General features: G+C 67.6%; 15 protein-coding genes and 1 pseudogene. 15 read left to right on the top strand and 1 reads right to left on the bottom strand.

What is annotated here, in order from left to right:
* Positions 1 to 210 precede the first annotated feature (210 nt).
* Genes FMQ63_RS26830 through FMQ63_RS26775 form a run of 12 tightly spaced genes read left to right on the top strand, consistent with a single transcriptional unit; the run spans position 211 to position 13,096 of the window.
* A complete protein-coding gene (locus tag FMQ63_RS26830; protein ID WP_011556027.1) occupies positions 211 to 873 on the top strand; it encodes a cytochrome c3 family protein in 663 nt (220 codons plus the stop codon).
* The gene (locus tag FMQ63_RS26825) at positions 870 to 4,064 is read left to right on the top strand and encodes a TAT-variant-translocated molybdopterin oxidoreductase (RefSeq protein ID WP_011556028.1); all 3,195 of its coding nucleotides are present in this window, start codon (positions 870 to 872) and stop codon (positions 4,062 to 4,064) included. The genes FMQ63_RS26830 and FMQ63_RS26825 overlap by 4 nt, the downstream gene beginning before the upstream one ends.
* 3 nt (positions 4,065 to 4,067) lie before the next feature.
* On the top strand, positions 4,068 to 5,507 hold the full coding sequence (gene nrfD, locus FMQ63_RS26820) for an NrfD/PsrC family molybdoenzyme membrane anchor subunit (protein ID WP_011556029.1): 1,440 nt from the start codon (positions 4,068 to 4,070) through the stop codon (positions 5,505 to 5,507).
* A 5-nt stretch (positions 5,508 to 5,512) separates the two neighbouring features.
* Positions 5,513 to 6,058 carry a DUF3341 domain-containing protein gene (locus FMQ63_RS26815; protein ID WP_011556030.1) on the top strand — a complete coding sequence of 182 codons (546 nt, stop codon included), beginning with the start codon at positions 5,513 to 5,515 and terminating at the stop codon, positions 6,056 to 6,058.
* Positions 6,055 to 6,648: a cytochrome c gene (locus FMQ63_RS26810; protein ID WP_011556031.1), complete on the top strand. Its 594-nt coding sequence runs from the start codon at positions 6,055 to 6,057 to the stop codon at positions 6,646 to 6,648. The genes FMQ63_RS26815 and FMQ63_RS26810 overlap by 4 nt, the downstream gene beginning before the upstream one ends.
* Entirely contained in the window at positions 6,645 to 7,889 is a 1,245-nt protein-coding gene (locus FMQ63_RS26805; RefSeq protein ID WP_011556032.1) for a hypothetical protein, read from the top strand. Before FMQ63_RS26810 ends, FMQ63_RS26805 begins: the two co-directional genes overlap by 4 nt.
* Positions 7,886 to 8,353, top strand: a complete 468-nt coding sequence (locus FMQ63_RS26800; RefSeq protein WP_011556033.1) for a hypothetical protein — start codon at positions 7,886 to 7,888, stop codon at positions 8,351 to 8,353. Before FMQ63_RS26805 ends, FMQ63_RS26800 begins: the two co-directional genes overlap by 4 nt.
* A gap of 36 nt (positions 8,354 to 8,389) precedes the next feature.
* Positions 8,390 to 9,271 (top strand): SCO family protein, encoded by an 882-nt coding sequence (locus FMQ63_RS26795; protein ID WP_011556034.1) that lies wholly within the window; start codon positions 8,390 to 8,392, stop codon positions 9,269 to 9,271.
* Entirely contained in the window at positions 9,268 to 10,314 is a 1,047-nt protein-coding gene (gene coxB / locus FMQ63_RS26790) for a cytochrome c oxidase subunit II (protein ID WP_011556035.1), read from the top strand. The genes FMQ63_RS26795 and coxB overlap by 4 nt, the downstream gene beginning before the upstream one ends.
* Complete coding sequence (gene ctaD, locus FMQ63_RS26785) at positions 10,298 to 11,968, top strand: cytochrome c oxidase subunit I (RefSeq protein WP_011556036.1); 1,671 nt, start codon at positions 10,298 to 10,300, stop codon at positions 11,966 to 11,968. The genes coxB and ctaD overlap by 17 nt, the downstream gene beginning before the upstream one ends.
* On the top strand, positions 11,958 to 12,626 hold the full coding sequence (locus tag FMQ63_RS26780) for a cytochrome c oxidase subunit 3 family protein (protein ID WP_011556037.1): 669 nt from the start codon (positions 11,958 to 11,960) through the stop codon (positions 12,624 to 12,626). Before ctaD ends, FMQ63_RS26780 begins: the two co-directional genes overlap by 11 nt.
* Positions 12,627 to 12,640: 14 nt before the next feature.
* Entirely contained in the window at positions 12,641 to 13,096 is a 456-nt protein-coding gene (locus tag FMQ63_RS26775; protein WP_011556038.1) for a cytochrome C oxidase subunit IV family protein, read from the top strand.
* 80 nt (positions 13,097 to 13,176) lie between these two features.
* Here the strand turns inward: FMQ63_RS26775 and FMQ63_RS26770 are convergent, their stop codons facing one another.
* Entirely contained in the window at positions 13,177 to 14,151 is a 975-nt protein-coding gene (locus FMQ63_RS26770) for a DUF481 domain-containing protein (RefSeq protein WP_228556502.1), read from the bottom strand.
* 230 nt (positions 14,152 to 14,381) lie between these two features.
* On the opposite strand from FMQ63_RS26770, the gene FMQ63_RS26765 reads away from it, so the two are divergent.
* The 3 genes and pseudogenes from FMQ63_RS26765 to FMQ63_RS26755 form a co-directional block, all read left to right on the top strand.
* Positions 14,382 to 15,059 carry a hypothetical protein gene (locus FMQ63_RS26765; RefSeq protein ID WP_020479052.1) on the top strand — a complete coding sequence of 226 codons (678 nt, stop codon included), beginning with the start codon at positions 14,382 to 14,384 and terminating at the stop codon, positions 15,057 to 15,059.
* Positions 15,060 to 15,135: 76 nt separating this feature from the next.
* Positions 15,136 to 16,092, top strand: a complete 957-nt coding sequence (locus FMQ63_RS26760) for a GNAT family N-acetyltransferase (RefSeq protein WP_026114319.1) — start codon at positions 15,136 to 15,138, stop codon at positions 16,090 to 16,092.
* 21 nt (positions 16,093 to 16,113) lie between these two features.
* Positions 16,114 to 16,472 (top strand): annotated as a pseudogene (locus tag FMQ63_RS26755) (hypothetical protein); the annotation flags it as partial.

The following is a 16,472-nucleotide window of genomic DNA, read 5'->3' as shown; positions in this document are numbered from 1 at the left end:
GGAGAGGAGGAGGGCCCCGCCCACGGTATTACTAATAGAGGTTTCGTTGGACGTGTCCGCTTCGCCTTCAGTGCGCCAGGAGCTACCGCCCACCCGCCCCAGTGGGGCCGGGAATGCCCCTCCGCTCCCTGTGCCCGGTAACGCCCACGCCTCGCCTTTCGTTCCCTTCACGAGTGCTGTTGTCGAAGCCCCCTTGCCCATGGTCCAGGTATGAGCGGCCCTCTCTTCCCACGTTGGACGAACACGGTGTCGCGGCTGTCCGCCGCGGCGCTCCTTGCCGTGCCCGCCATCGGTATCGGCGGTCTCATGGCCTACGTGCGCTCGCCGTACGTCACTGGCCAGCAGCGGCCCATTGAACAGCCGATCGAGTTCGATCACCGCCACCACGCGGGTGATGAGCAGATTGACTGTCGGTACTGTCACTGGTCGGTCGAGGAGTCGCCCTCCGCGGGCATCCCCTCCACCACGGTGTGCATGTCCTGCCACGCACAGGTCTGGAACAAGAGCCCGTACCTCACCGAGGTCCGCAAGGCGTTCTTCTCCGACCAGCCCATCCCCTGGGTCCGCGTGCACAACCTGCCGGACTTCGTCTACTTCAACCACTCCATCCACGTGGCCAAGGGCGTTGGCTGCGCCACCTGCCACGGCCGCGTCGACCAGATGGCCGCCGTGGAGCAGGCCGCGCCGCTCACCATGGCCTGGTGCCTGGATTGCCACCGCAATCCGGAGCCCCACCTGCGCCCGGCGGAGTTCATCACGTCCATGACGTGGACCCCGCCCGAAGACAAGGCCAAGGCCGCTGAGCTTGGCCGCCAGTTGGCTGAAGCGTACGACGTCCACTCGCGCGAGAGCTGCTCCACATGCCACCGATGAACACGAAGCGCGACGGCGCCCCGTCGCAGGATACCCCCTCCTCCTTCGCGCTCCCGGTCGTCACGGACCGGCCTGCCGCCAGGTCCGACGTTGTCGGCGAGGCGCTCGAGCACGCGGCCGCCAACGCCTCCCCCTCCGAGCCCGGCTATGGCCAGACGTACTGGCGCAGCCTGGAGGAGAAGCTCGGCACGCCCGACTACCTGGAAGCGACGCGGCCGGAGTTCCCCGTCGGCGCGGACCTGGCTCCCACGGGCTTCGCCCGCCGCGAGTTCATGCACCTGCTGGGCGCCTCGCTGGCCCTGGCCGGCGCCACGGCGTGCAGCACCCGTCCGGTGGATGAGCGCATCCTGCCGTACACCAAGACGCCCCCCGAGCTCGTCCCGGGCAACCCGCTCCACTACGCGTCCGGCATGACGCTGGCCGGTCACACCTCCGGTCTGCTCATCACCGCCCGCGAGGGTCGCCCCGTGAAGATCGAGGGCAACCCGGACCACCCGGTCAACCAGGGCGCCGCTGGCCCCTGGGAGCAGGCGTTCCTCCTGTCCCTGTACGACCCGAGCCGCGCCCGCGTGCTCCGTCAGGGCAAGAGCCCCCGCGCCCTCCGCGTCCTGCGCGAGGAGCTGGTCAACGCCGCCAGCAAGGCCGCCGCCAATGACGGTGGCAGCCGCGTGCGTTTCCTGTCCGAGCCCGGCAACTCGCCGCTGACCGGCGACCTGCGCAGCCGCATCCTGAAGAAGCTGCCGAACGCGCGCTTCCACAGCTACACCGCGCAGACGCACGACACGCAGGACGAGGCGACCCGCGCGCTCTTCGGCGGACAGCCCGTTTCGGCCGTCTACGACTTCGCCCAGGCGGACATCGTCCTGTCGCTGGACGCGGACTTCCTGGAGAGCCGCCCGGAGAACCTGGGCTACGCGCGCCAGTTCGCCAACCGCCGCGACCCGAACAACGGTCCGCTCAACCGGCTCTACGTGGCCGAGGCCCGCTTCTCCATCACCGGCGGCATGGCCGACCACCGCCTGCGCGTGAAGTCGCAGGACGTGCTCGCGGTCGCCGCCGCCGTTGCCCAGGCCGTGGGTGGCCCCGCCGCCTCGCTGGCTGGCGCCGCCGCCAACAAGGCGTCGCTGAAGTCGGACCACAACGCGTGGGTGCAGGCCGTCGTCGCGGACCTGCGCGCCGCGCAGCCGGGCCGCACCCTGGTGGTCGCGGGTGAGCGTCAGCCGGCGGCGGTCCACGCGCTGGCCCACGCCATCAACGCCGCGCTGGGCAACACCGGCACCACGGTGAAGTACGTGCAGTCGTCCATCGCGGAGCAGGAGGGCCTGAGCCAGGTCCGCGCGCTGGTGGAGGACATCACGGCGGGCCGCGTGGACACGCTGGTCATCACCAGCTGGAACCCGGTGTTCTCGGTTCCGGCGGACACGGGTCTGAAGGAGCTGCTGGACCCGGCGACCAACCCCAACCGCGGCAACCTCACCGTTCTCTACACGGGCCTCTACGAGGACGAGACCAGCCAGTACGCCGACTGGTTCGTCCCCGCGACGCACCCGCTGGAGACGTGGAGCGACGGCCGTTCGTTCGACGGCACCGTGGCCATTGCCCAGCCGCTCATCCAGCCGCTCTACAATGGCGTGCCGGAGTCCGAGCTGCTGGCGATGTTCCTCGACGAGCCCTACCGCCCCGCGTACCAGATGCTGCGCGACTACTGGCAGGCTCAGTCCGAGGGCCAGGCTAACTTCGAGGCCCACTGGGAGAGCTGGGTGTCGGACGGTGCCATCCCCGGCACGCAGGCCGCTCCGGCGCAGGGCGCTCCGGACTTCGGCGCCGCCTCCTCGTTGGTGACGGGCTACACGGCCCCCGCCACGGGCGAGCTCGAGATCAACTTCGTCTACGACTACAAGATCTTCGACGGCCGCTTCGGCAACAACTCCTGGCTGCAGGAGCTCCCGGACCCCATCACCAAGATGACCTGGGACAACGCCGCGCTGCTGAGCCCGGAGACCGCCAAGAGGCTGAGCCTCGAGCCCGGTGACCTGGCGGAGCTGACCTACGGCGGCCGCAAGCTGACCGTGCCGGTCTGGATTACCCCCGGCCACGCGGACGACACGGTGACGATGTCGCTGGGCTACGGCCGTGACGGCCTGCACGAACAGGTGGCCAAGGCGGTGGGCTTCAACGCCAACGCGGTGCGCACCGTGAAGGCCCCCTGGTTCGACGGCGGCGCCACGCTCACCAAGGTGCGCGGCAGCTACAAGTTCAGCCTGACCCAGACGCACTGGCGGATGGAGAACCGCCCGCTGGCGCTGGACATGCCGCTGTCCGAGCTGAAGAACCCGTCCATCGCGACGCAGCACACGCTCCACCGCGTCAAGAGCGAGCTGAAGTTCGGCGTCCAGGACAACCTGCCGGCCTTCGACTACAACAAGGGCCCCAGCAACCCCCAGGGTTACAAGTGGGGCATGGCTATCGACCTGTCCCGCTGCACCGGTTGCAGCGCGTGCGTGATTGCCTGCCAGGCGGAGAACAACATCCCCGTCGTGGGCAAGCAGCAGGTCTCCGTGAGCCGTGAGATGCAGTGGCTGCGCATCGACCGCTACTTCGAGGGCAGCGAGAGCGACCCCCGGATGGTCATGCAGCCGGTGATGTGCGTGCACTGCGAGAAGGCCCCGTGCGAGTACGTCTGCCCGGTGAACGCCACCGTGCACTCGGACGAGGGCCTCAACGACATGGTGTACAACCGCTGCGTCGGCACCCGGTACTGCTCGAACAACTGCCCGTACAAGGTGCGCCGGTTCAACTACCTGCACTACACGGCGGACAAGACGGCCACCGAGAAGATGCTGATGAACCCGGACGTCACCGTCCGCAACCGCGGCGTGATGGAGAAGTGCACGTACTGCGTCCAGCGCATCGAGCGAGTGCGCATCGACGCCCGCGTCGAGAAGCGCCTCATCAATGAGAAGGAGCTGCAGACGGCCTGCCAGCAGACCTGCCCCACGCAGGCCATCACCTTCGGCTCCCTCAACGACCCGCAGCAGCGCGTCACGCAGCTCCACGAGGACGAGCGCGCGTACAAGCTGCTCCACGAGCTGGGCACCCGCCCGCGCACCGCGCACCTCATCCGCGTCCGCAATCCCAACCCCGCCCTCGAGCCCGCCGCGTCCGCCGCTGCGAACCAAGGGAGCCACTAAGCCATGGCTGAAACTGCTTCCACCACGTATCACGACCCGCTCGAGCCACGACCCCTCGTCGCGCCGCACCATGACGACGCGACCCTGAACGAGACGCTGCTGGACCATGTCTGGCGCAAGCCGGGCAAGGGCTGGTTCATGCTCTTCGGCCTGTCGCTCAGCGCCCTGGGCCTGCTCGTCATCGGTGTCACCTACACGCTGGCCCGCGGTATCGGCGTGTGGGGTAACAACCAGCCTGTCGGCTGGGCGTTCGACATCATCAACTTCGTCTGGTGGGTCGGTATCGGCCACGCCGGTACGCTCATCTCCGCCATCCTCCTGCTCTTCCAGCAGAAGTGGCGCACGAGCATCAACCGGTTCGCGGAAGCCATGACGCTGTTCGCCGTCATGTGCGCCGGTCTGTTCCCACTGCTGCACACCGGCCGTCCCTGGTTCGCCTTCTGGCTGTTCCCCTACCCCAGCACCCTGGGCGCGTGGCCGCAGTTCCGCTCGCCGCTGGTGTGGGACGTGTTCGCCATCTCGACGTACCTCACGGTGTCCGCGCTCTTCTGGTTCGTGGGCCTCATCCCGGACCTGGCGGCGCTGCGTGATTCGTCCAAGACGAAGCTCCAGCGGACCATCTACGGCCTGTTCGCGCTCGGTTGGCGCGGCTCCGGTCGGCACTGGCACAACTACAAGATTGCGTACCTGCTGCTGGCCGGTCTCTCCACGCCGCTCGTGGTGTCCGTGCACACCATCGTTTCGTTCGACTTCGCCGTCTCCCTGCTGCCCGGCTGGCACGCCACCATCTTCCCGCCCTACTTCGTGGCCGGCGCCGTGTTCAGCGGCTTCGCGATGGTGATCACGCTCATCATCCCGGCGCGCAAGTACCTGGGTCTGCGGGACGTCATCACGGACCGCCACCTGGAGAACATGAACAAGGTCATCCTGGCGACGGGTCTGCTCGTCTCCTATGGGTACCTGATGGAGCACTTCGTCGCCTGGTACTCGCAGAACCAGTACGAGCTCTGGACCTTCTACGTGAACCGCGCCACGGGCCCCTACGCCGGCGTGTACTGGCTGATGATCGCCTGCAACGTCATCACCCCGAACATCTTCTGGTTCAAGAAGTGCCGCACCAACATCGCCATCATGTGGGTGGCGTCCATCGCGGTGAACATCGGCATGTGGTGCGAGCGGTTCATCATCATCGTCACCTCGCTGAGCCAGGACTTCCTGCCGTCCTCCTGGGGCATCTACACCCCGACGTGGGTGGACTGGTCCATCTACATCGGCACGCTGGGCCTGTTCGGCACCCTGTTCCTCCTGTTCCTCAAGTTCGTGCCCGCGGTCGCCATCAGCGAAGTGAAGGAGCTCCAGCTCGAGCTCAAGCACGCCGCTCACCAGCACGGCTCTGATGATGCGCTTGCCGGCGCCGGCACCCTCACCCACGGAGCTCACTAAGAGCCATGGAAGCCACCGTTCTCGATTCCTGGGTCCTGGCGGAGTTCTCGACGCCGGACGCCCTCGTGACCGCCACCCGCCAGATGCGGGAGAAGGGCTTCGAGGGAATGGACACCTACTCTCCGTACCCGCTGCACGGCGGGTCGGAGGCCCTGGGTCTGCCGCCCTCGCGCGTGCCCTTCATCGCCCTGTGCGGCGGCCTGACGGGCGTGGCCACGGCGCTGGCCATGCAGACGTGGATGAACACCATCGACTACCCGCTCAACATCGGCGGTCGCCCGCTGCTGTCGCTGCCGGCGTGGGTGCCCATCACGTTCGAGCTGGGGGTGCTGTTCGCCGCCTTCGGCATCTTCTTCGGTCTGCTGGGGCTCAGCCGCCTGCCCCAGCCGTACCACCCCGTCTTCGAGTCCGAGGAGTTCCGCACCGCCTCCACGCACGGCTACTGGCTGAGCGTGCCCCAGGCGACGGGCACGGACGCGGCGCCGGTCATGGATCAGCTCAAGGCCCTGGGCGCGACCCAGGTGACCCTCGTCACGGGAGAGAAGGAATGAGGTGGCTCATCCCCGCCGCCGGACTCGCCACGCTCACGGGCTGCAACGTCAGCTCGGAGTTCCTCCAGCGCATGGAGCACCAGGCGAAGTACGAGTACTACGAGGCGTCCGACTTCTGGGCGGACGGTCGCGCCATGCGCACGCCTCCCGTGGGCACGGTTCCGCGTGAGCGCTTCGAGAAGCTCCCCGAGCTCAAGGACCCGACCCAGCGCCAGGTGGCCCTCACCGGCCGCAGCGCCGGCCAGCCGGTGGCCCACCTGCCCATCACGGTGGACCAGAACCTGCTGACCCTGGGTCAGAAGAAGTACAACATCGTCTGCTCGCAGTGTCACGGCGTGCTCGGCGATGGAAACAGCATCGTCGCGGAGAACATGGCCCTGCGCCTGCCTCCCTCGCTGCTGGACCTGGAGAGCAAGTCGGACGGCCACTTCTACGTGGCCATCAACGAGGGCTACGGCGTGATGCCGTCCTTCTCCGGTGAGCTCGACCTGCGCGAGCGCTGGGCCGTGGTCGCCTACGTCCGCGCACTCCAGACGGCCCGCAATACCCGCACGGACGGCCAGCAGCCCGTTCCGCAGGAGAACCGATGAGTCCCCCCGTCACCAACTCGCACACCAACTTCGGGCCGTACACCGGCACGCCGAAGCTCATGGTGCCCGCGTTCGCCGTGGGCATTCTCTGCCTCCTGGCCACGCTGGGTGGCTTCTTCGCCACCGACGCCAAGGGTGAGACGGCGCACGCCTATCTGATTGGCTTCACCTACTGGGTGGGCATCAGCGTCGCCTTCCTCATCATGCAGGCCATCTTCCACACGGCGAAGGCCAAGTGGCTCATCGTGCTGCGCCGGACGATGGAGACGGCCTCCGCGGTGATTCCGGTGTTCTTCGTGCTGGCCCTGCCGCTGCTGGCCATGGCCACCTACCTCTACCCCTGGTGGGAAGGCTCCGAGCTGACCAAGGGATACTCCAGCCTGGAACTGGAGCACCTGAGCCACAAGCAGCACGGGTACCTGAACAACCACCTGTCCTTCCCCCCCGGCGTGGGCATTCGCCACATCATCTACTTCGGCGTGTGGACGTTCGCGGCCTGGCGGCTGCGGTCGTGGAGCCTGAAGCAGGACACCGAGGGTGGACTCGACTTCACGGTGAAGCAGCGCAAGTTCTCTCCGGGTGTGCTGCCGTTCCTTGCCCTCACCATCACGTTCGCTTCTTTCGACTGGCTGATGAGCCTCACGCCGCTCTGGCAGTCGACCATCTTCGGCGTCTATTACTTCGCCGGAAGCTTCCTGGCGGCCTTCTGCATCCTGACCATCGTCACGGTGAGCGCCCAGGGCAAGGACCTCTACGGCAGCGTCGTGAAGCTGGACCACTTCCACAACCTCGGCAAGCTGATGCTCGCCTTCACCGCGTTCTGGGCCTACATCGCCTTCTCCCAGTTCATGCTGGTGTGGATCGCGAACATCCCGGAAGAGGCGCCCTGGTACGGCCTGCGCATGTTCGGCCCGTGGCGGTCGATGTCCATCGCCCTGTTCTTCCTCCACTTCCTGCTGCCCTTCGGCATCCTGCTGTCGCGCAAGCTGAAGCTGCAGCCTCGGAAGCTGGCCGTGGTGGCCGTGTACCTGCTCATCATCCACGCGGTGGACCTGTACTGGCTGGTGTGGCCGGCGCTGACCGGTGACGCGGGCCCGACGTTCCACTGGTCGCTGCTCACGGCCTTCTTCGGAGTGGGCGGTATCGCGGTGGGCTTCGCCCTCTACCTGGCGCGTGGCCACTACACGCTCACGGTGAAGGACCCCTACATCGCCGAGTCCTTGAGGTACGTGCAGCCATGAAGAAGACCCAGGTTGAGCTCGAGTCGCGCGTCATCGTCGGCGCGCACGGCGTGGCGGCGGAAGAAGACCACCTGGTCATGGGCAAGGTGGTGGGCGTCGGCGTGGGTGCGCTCGCCATCTTCGCGGTGGGCATCGTCTGGGCCTACACCATCCAGGTCCGGACGATGGCTGACATCCAGCCGGAGGGTCCGCCGCCGCGTCCCGCGGCGATGGGGCAGTACGAGGTGGGCATCGTCAACCAGCGCCTGTTCGAGCAGGACTGGCACGCCGTGGACAAGATCAGCGGCCAGGACCAGGCGCTGCGCGCCGGCTGGGGTAACGAGCCGGGGGTGAAGCAGCACCCCGGCATCGACGACGCGATGAAGACGGTCATCGAGCAGAAGCGCAACCCGCCCCCTGCTCCGACCCCCACGCCTACCCCGGAGACCACTCCCGGGCAGACGCCTCCGGCACCGCAGCAGTAGCCTTCACCGCTCCCCTGTCGTAAGAGCCGTCCTGCAATGATGTCCACCCGCTCCTACATCCTTCCGCGCGCCTGCCGCGCGGGCTTCCTCGCCGCGGCGGCGCTGGTGCTGGCCGTCGCGGTGCCAGCCTTCGCCATGCCAGGTGCCGGGAAGACGCCCCGGGCCATCCTGGAGGCACAGCAGGACCTGCCGCCCCCCATCCAGGGTGTGGACGTGCAGGAGCATCTGGGGGAGCTGGTGCCCATGGACACCCGCTTCCTCGACGCCTCCGGGCGCGAGGTGCGCCTGGGCGACGTGGTGCCGAAGGCGCGGCCCACCCTGCTGACGCTCGTCTATTACAACTGTCCCATGCTCTGTAACCTGGTGCTCAACGCCCAGGTGCAGTCCATGAAGGAGCTCGGGCTCGAGCTGGGCAAGGACTACGAAGCCGTTACCGTCAGCATCGACCCTGACGACACGCCCGCCCAGAGCATGGAGCGGCGGCGACGGCACCTGCAGTCCATGGGCAAGCCGGAGACGGCCCCCTGGCACTTCCTGACCGGCACGGACGCGGAAATCCGCCGGCTCGCCGACGCCCTGGGCTTCAAGTACACCTACGACGAGAGCACGAAGCAGTACGCCCACGCAGCCGTGGTGCACGTGCTCACGCCGGAAGGCAGCATCTCCCGGTATCTCTACGGGACGACGTTTCCCCCCTCGGACATGAAGCTGGCGTTGCTGGAGGCGGCCAATGGCCGCGTGGGTACCAGCTTCGATCAGATCATCCTGTCCTGCTTCAAGTATGACACCGCCAGTCGGCGGTATGGCTTCTACATCTTCGGGTTCATCCGCCTGGGCGGCATAGCCGTGTTCTGCGCCCTGGCGACGATGCTGATCTACTTCTGGAGGCGCGAGCTGAAGAAAGGCGCGGCGGCATGAGCGAGCTTCTCAACAATATCCTGTTCCTCCCGGAGGCCGCGTCCACGTTCGCGGAACGCATCGACTCGCTGCATCACTTCGTCGTGGGTACGACGATGGTGATGTCGACGGCGGTCGGTCTGGCGGCCCTGTTCTTCTTCTTCCGTTACCGCCGCCGCCTCCCGGCGCAGGCGACGGAGTACATCGTCCCCACCCTGAAGACGGAGTTCCTCTTCGTCTCCGTTCCCCTCGTGTTCTTCCTGGCCTGGTTCGGTATCGGGTTCCGGGACTTCACGTGGGTCACCACGCCGCCCAAGGACTCGATGGATGTCTACGTCATGGGCAAGCAGTGGATGTGGAAGTTCTCCTACCCGGAGGGCCCCAACGGGGTGAACGTGCTGCACGTACCGGTAAACCGTCCGGTGCGTCTGCTCATCACCTCGCGTGACGTGCTGCACTCCTTCTACGTGCCGGCCTTCCGCATCAAGATGGATGCGCTCCCGGGCCGCTACACGCAGATCTGGTTCGAGGCGACCAAGCCGGGCACGTACCAGGTGCTGTGCACCGAGTACTGCGGCCTGTCGCACTCGAAGATGCTGGCCGAGGTCGTCGTGCTCCCGCAGGAGGAGTACGAGAACTGGATCCAGGAGCAGCGCCGCGGCCGTCTGCAGGACCGTCAGGACGCGCTGGCGGACAACTCCCTGGTGCCGCCGGTGGCGCGCATGGTGGAGCAGGGCCAGGTGCTCGCGGGCACCCAGGGCTGCCTCAAGTGCCACTCGGTGGACGGCTCGCAGCACATCGGCCCGACCTTCCTGGGCATGTACGACCGCGTGGAGAAGCTCGATGACGGGCAGACCATCCGCGTGGACGAGGCCTATATCACCCAGTCGATGATGGACCCGGGCGCCCACCTGGTGGCGGGCTACCAGAACGTGATGCCGACCTACCAGGGCAAGCTGCAGGGCCCGGAGACGGCCGCCATCGTCGAGTACATCAAGTCGCTTCGCACTCCGAACGTCCGTGAGGGCGCCTCCGAGGGACCCGCCTATGACGCCATCCAGTAGCATTGCAGCCCCGGGCGCCACCCCCGCGCCCGAGGAGCATCACGACCACCACCCGAACTACCTGGTTGACGGCACCACCATCAAATCGTGGCTGCTGACGGTTGACCACAAGCGTATCGGGCTCATGTTCCTGTTCTGGGTCCTGCTGTTCTTCCTCGTGGGCGGCATCTTCGCGCTGCTCATCCGGGTGGAGCTGCTGACGCCGGGCCCGACCATCATGGACGCGATGACGTACAACCGTACGTTCACGCTCCATGGCCTGGTCATGATCTTCCTGTTCATGATTCCGGCCATCCCCGCCGTCTTCGGCAACTTCATGTTGCCGCTGATGCTGGGTGCCAAGGACGTGGCCTTCCCCCGGCTGAACCTGCTGTCGCTCTACATCTACCTGGCCGGCGCGGTGCTCGCGCTGTGGGGCATGCTCAACGGCGGCCTGGACACGGGCTGGACGTTCTACACCCCGTACAGCGCGCACACGACGACCACGGTGGCGCCGGTGCTGTTCGGTGCGTTCATCATCGGGTTCAGCTCCATCGTCACGGGCATCAACTTCATCGTGACGTGCCACACGATGCGCGCACCGGGCATCACCTGGTTCAAGATGCCGCTGTTCGTGTGGGCCATCTACGCCACCAGCTGCATCCAGGTGCTGGCCACGCCGGTCATCGGCCTGCTGCTGGTCCTGGTGACGGTGGAGAACCTGTTCGGGTTCGGCATGTTCGACCCGGCGCGCGGCGGTGACCCGGTGCTCTTCCAGCACCTGTTCTGGTTCTACAGCCACCCGGCCGTGTACATCATGGTGCTGCCGTCCTTCGGCGTGATGAGCGAGGTCGTCGCGACCTACAGCCGCAAGAACATCTTCGGCTACCGCGCGGTGGCGTACTCCAGCCTGGGCATCGCCTTCGTGGGTTTCTTCGCGTGGGGCCACCACATGTTCGTGTCTGGCCAGTCCACCTTCGCGGGCGGCCTGTTCGGCGTGCTGACCATGATTGTGGGCGTGTTCACCGCCATCAAGGTCTTCAACTGGGTGGGCACCGTCTACAAGGGCGCGGTCGAGTTCAAGACGCCCTTCGCCTACTTCTGCGGCTTCCTGTTCTTCACCGTGTTCGGTGGCATGACAGGCATCGCGCTGGGCACGGTGTCGCTGGACGTCGCCTGGCACGACACCTACTTCGTGGTGGCGCACTTCCACTTCATCATGGTGGGCGCGACCATCATGGCCTTCCTGGCCGCCCTCCACTACTGGTTCCCGAAGATGTTCGGGCGCACGTACCACGAGGGTTGGGGTCTGGTGGCCGCGGCGCTCATCATCCTGGGCTTCAACGCCACGTTCATTCCCCAGTTCCTGCTGGGCAACAACGGCATGCCGCGGCGCTACTACGAGTACCCGGAGCGCTTCCAGGCGCTGAACGTGGCCTCCACGGCCGGCGCGACGCTGCTGGCGTTCGGGTTCATCATCATCGCCATGTACCTGACGTACGCCCTGATCTACGGCAAGGCGTCCGGCAAGAACCCGTGGCGCAGCAAGGGCTACGAGTGGCTGTCCGAGTCTCCGCCGCCGACCCACAACTTCGTGGGGCCGCAGCCGGAGTTCCCGGAAGAGCCCCACTTCTACGTGGACCCCAAGAAGGCCGAGGTGCCCGATGCAGTCTAGTTCTCACGCCGCCGGGGGCGCCGCCCTGCCCGTCCCCCGGCTCGCCGGCCACTTCGCCTCGCTCGAGGTGCAGAACCACGCCGCGCGACTGGGCATGTGGCTGTTCCTGGCGACGGAAATCCTGCTCTTCGCCGGCCTCTTCATCTGCTACGGCGTCTACCGCTTCCTCTTCCCGGAGGCGTGGGCCGCCGCCAGCCGCAGCCTGGACCTGACGCTGGGCACCGTTAATACGGTGGTGCTCATCACCTCCTCGCTCACCGCGGCGCTCGCGGTGCACTACGCGAAGGAGGGGAAGAACAAGATGGTCGCGGTGCAGATTGGCCTCACGCTGGTGATGGCCGTCGGCTTCCTCGTCATCAAGTACTTCGAGTATCACCACAAGTTCGAGATTGGCACGCTGCCGGGCCGCTTCTACTCGTACGAGGGCATCCAGCTTCCGGGCGTGCCCCTGTACTTTACGGTCTACTTCTGCGCGACGGCCCTGCACGGCATCCACGTCGTCATCGGCATGATCGTGCTGGCCTTCTCCATGGTCCGCGCGCTGAAGAAGGCTGACTTCGGGCCGAACAACTACACGATGGTCGAGCTGGGCAGCATGTACTGGCACCTCGTCGACCTGGTGTGGATCTTCCTCTTCCCGATGCTGTACCTCGTTTGAAGGGTTCCTCCACCATGGGCATTGCCAACGAATCCCGGCAAGAAGAACAGAACATGCGCGAGGAGCACCACGGAGCGGGCCGTTACTGGCTCATCTGGGGTCTGCTGCTGGTGCTGACGGTTGTCACGGTCGTCACCGGCCGTATCCACATCCCCACCTGGGGCCTGGTGCTGGCGCTCGTCATCGCCTCCACCAAGGGCACGCTGGTGCTGCTCTACTTCATGCACCTGGCTGACCACCGCGGCGCCAACCGGCTGGTGTTCGCCGTCTCCATCATCTTCGTGGTGTTGTTGCTCGCCATTCCGCTGGTGGACCTGGGCACCCGCTTCCGCGGCGCCACGCCTCCGGGTTCGACGTACAGCGACCTGCAGGCGATCGACATCGGCGCGGATGCCGAGGAAGGCCGCTACGGCGGCGCCATCCGCAAGCAAGGGAAGACGGGCGAGGAGTCCGGCGCTCCCAAGCAGTAGGGCGGTCGGGGCGGCCACCGCCCCACACCACCCACACGCGGCGCCGAGGGACATCCCCGGCGCCGCGTTGCTTTTGCGGGCTACAGCAACACTTCGAAGTTCAGCGCCAGCGCGGTGTCCGTGGACACCTTGCCCGGAGGCGGCGCGCTGTCGTGCTTCACCAGGAAGCTGGTGCCCAGCGACAGCTGCTTGGTGAGCCCCACGGACAGCTGCGTCTGGCTGTTGAAGAGCATGCGCGAGTCGCCGATGACGCTCACCAGCACCTCCACGTCCTCCTTGAAGGTGACGTTCTGCGCCAGGCCGTAGCGGAACACGGCGCCGAAGCGAGGGCCACCCAGGTCGACGTCCGGCAGGTTCATCCGCGTGGGGTAGTACTGGAAGCGCGTCTCGTTGGCGTAGCGGAAGGCGGCGTCCGTGCGGAGGTAGGACTCGCGGCCCTTCTCCTTCTTCTCGTCCCACCACAGCACGCCCAGACCGCCTTCGCCGAAGGTGCGCGACTCCACGCTCTTCACGTGGTCCGTCTCCGCGCCCCCCAGCAGGTAGCCGCTGATGACGTCGGTGAAGCGCCGGTCGCCGCGCAGCTCCAGGCCCGCGTTGAACGCCACCACCTGGGACACAGCCTCCTCGCCCGTCACCTCGGGCGGACGGCTGCGGCCATAGGAGCCGTAGGACTTGATGGCGTAAATCCAGTGGTCCGTCGTGCGCTGGGCGCTGGCCAGGCCACTCACCGTCAGGGTGGAGGCGTTACCCGTCAGCGAGATGAGGCCCAGGCCGACGGTGACGTCCCACTCCCCCTGCTTCTTGTCGGTGGCGGGAGCGGCCGCGGCCGCGGCGGCCGGGGGCGGAACGGTGGCGGCGGCGGCGCGCTCGGCGGCCTCGGCGGCACGGGCGCTGGCCTCGGCGGCGCGCTCAGCCGCGATGGCGGCGCGCTCGGCGGCGATGGCGGCGCGCTCCTCCACGCTGAGGGGCGCGGCGGGCGCGGTCTCCGCGGCGGGAGCCGGCGGCGTGGAAGAAGTGGGCGCAGGCGTCTGGGCCTGCAGGGACGTAGCAATCAAGAAGGCAGCGGAAAGCATCGGGTCTCCAGGTCAACGACGCCGGCAAAAAGCCTGAGTCCGGGTGTGGAAGTCCTGTGTTCCCCCCCGATGCCGACGCAGCTCCCTTCCTGCTTCAAAGGCCCGCCGCGCTTCAATGGCTTAATGCTCGAATTCGGACACGCCCCACCACCGCCGCACCGGGTGGGTCCGTTCCCACCGCCTTCCAGACAGCTGTTGAAAGAAAAAGGCCCATGCCCCTGCCCCTGCGCCCCGCTCCGCTCCTGCTGCTCTGCGCCCTGCTCGTCCCCGCCGCGGCCTCCGCCCAGCGCGTCACCGTCCCGGTGGACGTGGGGGTGGGGCCCGCGGCCTTCGCCTTCTTCGGCCCCGTGTTCGACGACCAGCCCATCCACACCGGGCTGAAGCTCTCCGTGGAGGCGGTGCTGGACAAGGAGTGGATGAAGAAGAACCAGCGTCGCGTGCCCCCGCGCTACCGCAAGTACGCCAAGAGCCTGGATGAGGTCCGCATCTCCCCGTCCATCCTCATCCCGGACGCGCTCATCATCTCCCCCAAGCTGCGCAATACCGGCATGTACGGCGCCACCTGGAAGCCGCTGTCGCTGGGGGTGCCGCTGACGTCCAGCCCGGCACGGCTGTCGCTCGGCGCGGGGCTGCTGCTGACGTACGTCTACATGCACTCGGACACGCTGCCCAACACGCACTTCCTGCGGCCCGGCGCGGAGGTGGGCATCGACCTGGAGCTCCAGCTCTCCAAGAGCTTCCTGCTAGGCGTGGGCTGGGAGTCCGCGTTCTACGTCCCGCAGGAGTTGGGAGGCCTGGGCCTGCCCGAGCGCCTGCGCGATGGCATCTTCCACGTGGGACAGGCCTACCTTCAGCTCCACTTCCGGTTCCCCTACACCGTGCGCTTGTGAGGCGGAAGGCAGGCAGGCCTCACGGGCCCTCCAGGGCTGCTGCGAAGCGTCGCGCGCGCGACTACCCTGCCCCGCCATGCATCTGGTCGTCGCCAACGAAGCACAGAAGGCCGAGAGAGACCGCCACACCTATACCGCCTGGGGGTCGCCGCTCACCGTCGAGCAGTTCCTCGAGCGGGAACAGCGGCTGCGCGCCCATCCCTGGAGCCGGGACACCATGCGCACCTGGCTGCTGTGCGATGACGCCGGCCGCGTGCTCACCTCGTGCGAGACGTTCCGCACGCCCAGCTACCTGCGCGGCCCCGACTGTCAGACGACGCGCGGCGACAGCTTCGTCATCGCCAGCGTCTACACCGAGCCGGCCCTGCGCGGACACGGCCATGCCACGCGGCTGATGGACCAGGTGGCCGCGGAGCTGGAGCGCACGGAGCCGGACGCCCAGGCCGCCGTGCTCTACTCCGACGTGGGCGCCCGCATCTACCGGCGCTCCGGCTACCTGGAGGTCCCCGCCTGGGACTGGCACCTGCCGGTGGGCAATGGGCCCTTGATTCGCAAGGTGGACGCGCTGCTGGAAGACGCGGACGTGCCCTCGGCGCTCGAGCGGATGCGGCGGCCGGAGGTGCCCTTCTACCTGTGGCCGGGCGCCTCACAGGTGGACTGGCACCTGGAGCGCGAGCGCATCTACGCGGAGCTGCTGCGCCGCCCCCGGCCCCGGGCCTGCGGCGCGGTGGTGGGCGCGTCCACTGCGCTGTGGGCGATGATGGCCCGCCAGGGAGAGCTGGTGGTGCTGATGCTGGACGCGCGCTCCGAGGACGACGCCGCCGCGCTGCTGGAGGCCGCGGGGGCCCAGGCCCACAAGGCCGGACTGTCCAAGGTGGTGCTGTGGGAGGAGCCGGGCACCATGCCGTGGGTGGCCCGGCTTCCCGAAGCCAGCCGCGAGGCCCGGGATGGCTCGCTGCCCATGGTGCGGCCCCTGCGCGAGGGCCTGCCCACCGCCGCGGACATCCCCTTCGCTCGCGCGCTGTGGGCGTGAGCGTGCGGCTAGGATGCGCGCATGGCCCGCAGAACCCGCATCATCGAGGGCACGTGGAACTGCACCTCGTGTGACACGAAGTCGATTCGCGCCCGGCACAAGCGCTGCCCCCAGTGCAACAACCCGCGCGAGCTGACGGGCAAGGAGTCGGAGTTCGACTTCGGCGGCGTGGACGCGACCAGCGGGAAGTCGCTGCGCGAGGGCGTCACCGACGCGGCGGCGTTGGCGCTGGCCAAGGCGGGAGAGGACTGGTTCTGCGCCTTCTGCGGCGCGGCCACGCGGGGGGACACGACGCGCTGCAAGCACTGCGGCGCCGAGCGCACCGACGACGCGAAGGCGGCTCCACGCCAGGCGTTCGACGAGCCCCCACCACCCCCCCC

Origin of the sequence: Myxococcus sp. CA005, from assembly GCF_006518205.1 — a bacterium.
GTDB lineage: Bacteria > Myxococcota > Myxococcia > Myxococcales > Myxococcaceae > Myxococcus > Myxococcus xanthus.
The sequence above is the reverse complement of the archived record's forward strand: the minus strand, read 5'-3'. Positions and strand labels throughout refer to the sequence as shown.

What these genes read in the sequence shown, in the direction of transcription:
- FMQ63_RS26780 (WP_011556037.1), top strand. Translation starts at nt 11,958, where the DNA reads ATGCAGTCTAGTTCTCACGCCGCCGGGGGCGCCGCCCTGCCCGTCCCC.
- FMQ63_RS26830 (WP_011556027.1), top strand. Translation starts at nt 211, where the DNA reads ATGAGCGGCCCTCTCTTCCCACGTTGGACGAACACGGTGTCGCGGCTG.
- ctaD (WP_011556036.1), top strand. Translation starts at nt 10,298, where the DNA reads ATGACGCCATCCAGTAGCATTGCAGCCCCGGGCGCCACCCCCGCGCCC.
- FMQ63_RS26795 (WP_011556034.1), top strand. Translation starts at nt 8,390, where the DNA reads ATGATGTCCACCCGCTCCTACATCCTTCCGCGCGCCTGCCGCGCGGGC.
- coxB (WP_011556035.1), top strand. Translation starts at nt 9,268, where the DNA reads ATGAGCGAGCTTCTCAACAATATCCTGTTCCTCCCGGAGGCCGCGTCC.
- FMQ63_RS26810 (WP_011556031.1), top strand. Translation starts at nt 6,055, where the DNA reads ATGAGGTGGCTCATCCCCGCCGCCGGACTCGCCACGCTCACGGGCTGC.
- FMQ63_RS26765 (WP_020479052.1), top strand. Translation starts at nt 14,382, where the DNA reads ATGCCCCTGCCCCTGCGCCCCGCTCCGCTCCTGCTGCTCTGCGCCCTG.
- FMQ63_RS26825 (WP_011556028.1), top strand. Translation starts at nt 870, where the DNA reads ATGAACACGAAGCGCGACGGCGCCCCGTCGCAGGATACCCCCTCCTCC.
- FMQ63_RS26800 (WP_011556033.1), top strand. Translation starts at nt 7,886, where the DNA reads ATGAAGAAGACCCAGGTTGAGCTCGAGTCGCGCGTCATCGTCGGCGCG.
- FMQ63_RS26805 (WP_011556032.1), top strand. Translation starts at nt 6,645, where the DNA reads ATGAGTCCCCCCGTCACCAACTCGCACACCAACTTCGGGCCGTACACC.
- FMQ63_RS26815 (WP_011556030.1), top strand. Translation starts at nt 5,513, where the DNA reads ATGGAAGCCACCGTTCTCGATTCCTGGGTCCTGGCGGAGTTCTCGACG.
- FMQ63_RS26775 (WP_011556038.1), top strand. Translation starts at nt 12,641, where the DNA reads ATGGGCATTGCCAACGAATCCCGGCAAGAAGAACAGAACATGCGCGAG.
- nrfD (WP_011556029.1), top strand. Translation starts at nt 4,068, where the DNA reads ATGGCTGAAACTGCTTCCACCACGTATCACGACCCGCTCGAGCCACGA.
- FMQ63_RS26760 (WP_026114319.1), top strand. Translation starts at nt 15,136, where the DNA reads ATGCATCTGGTCGTCGCCAACGAAGCACAGAAGGCCGAGAGAGACCGC.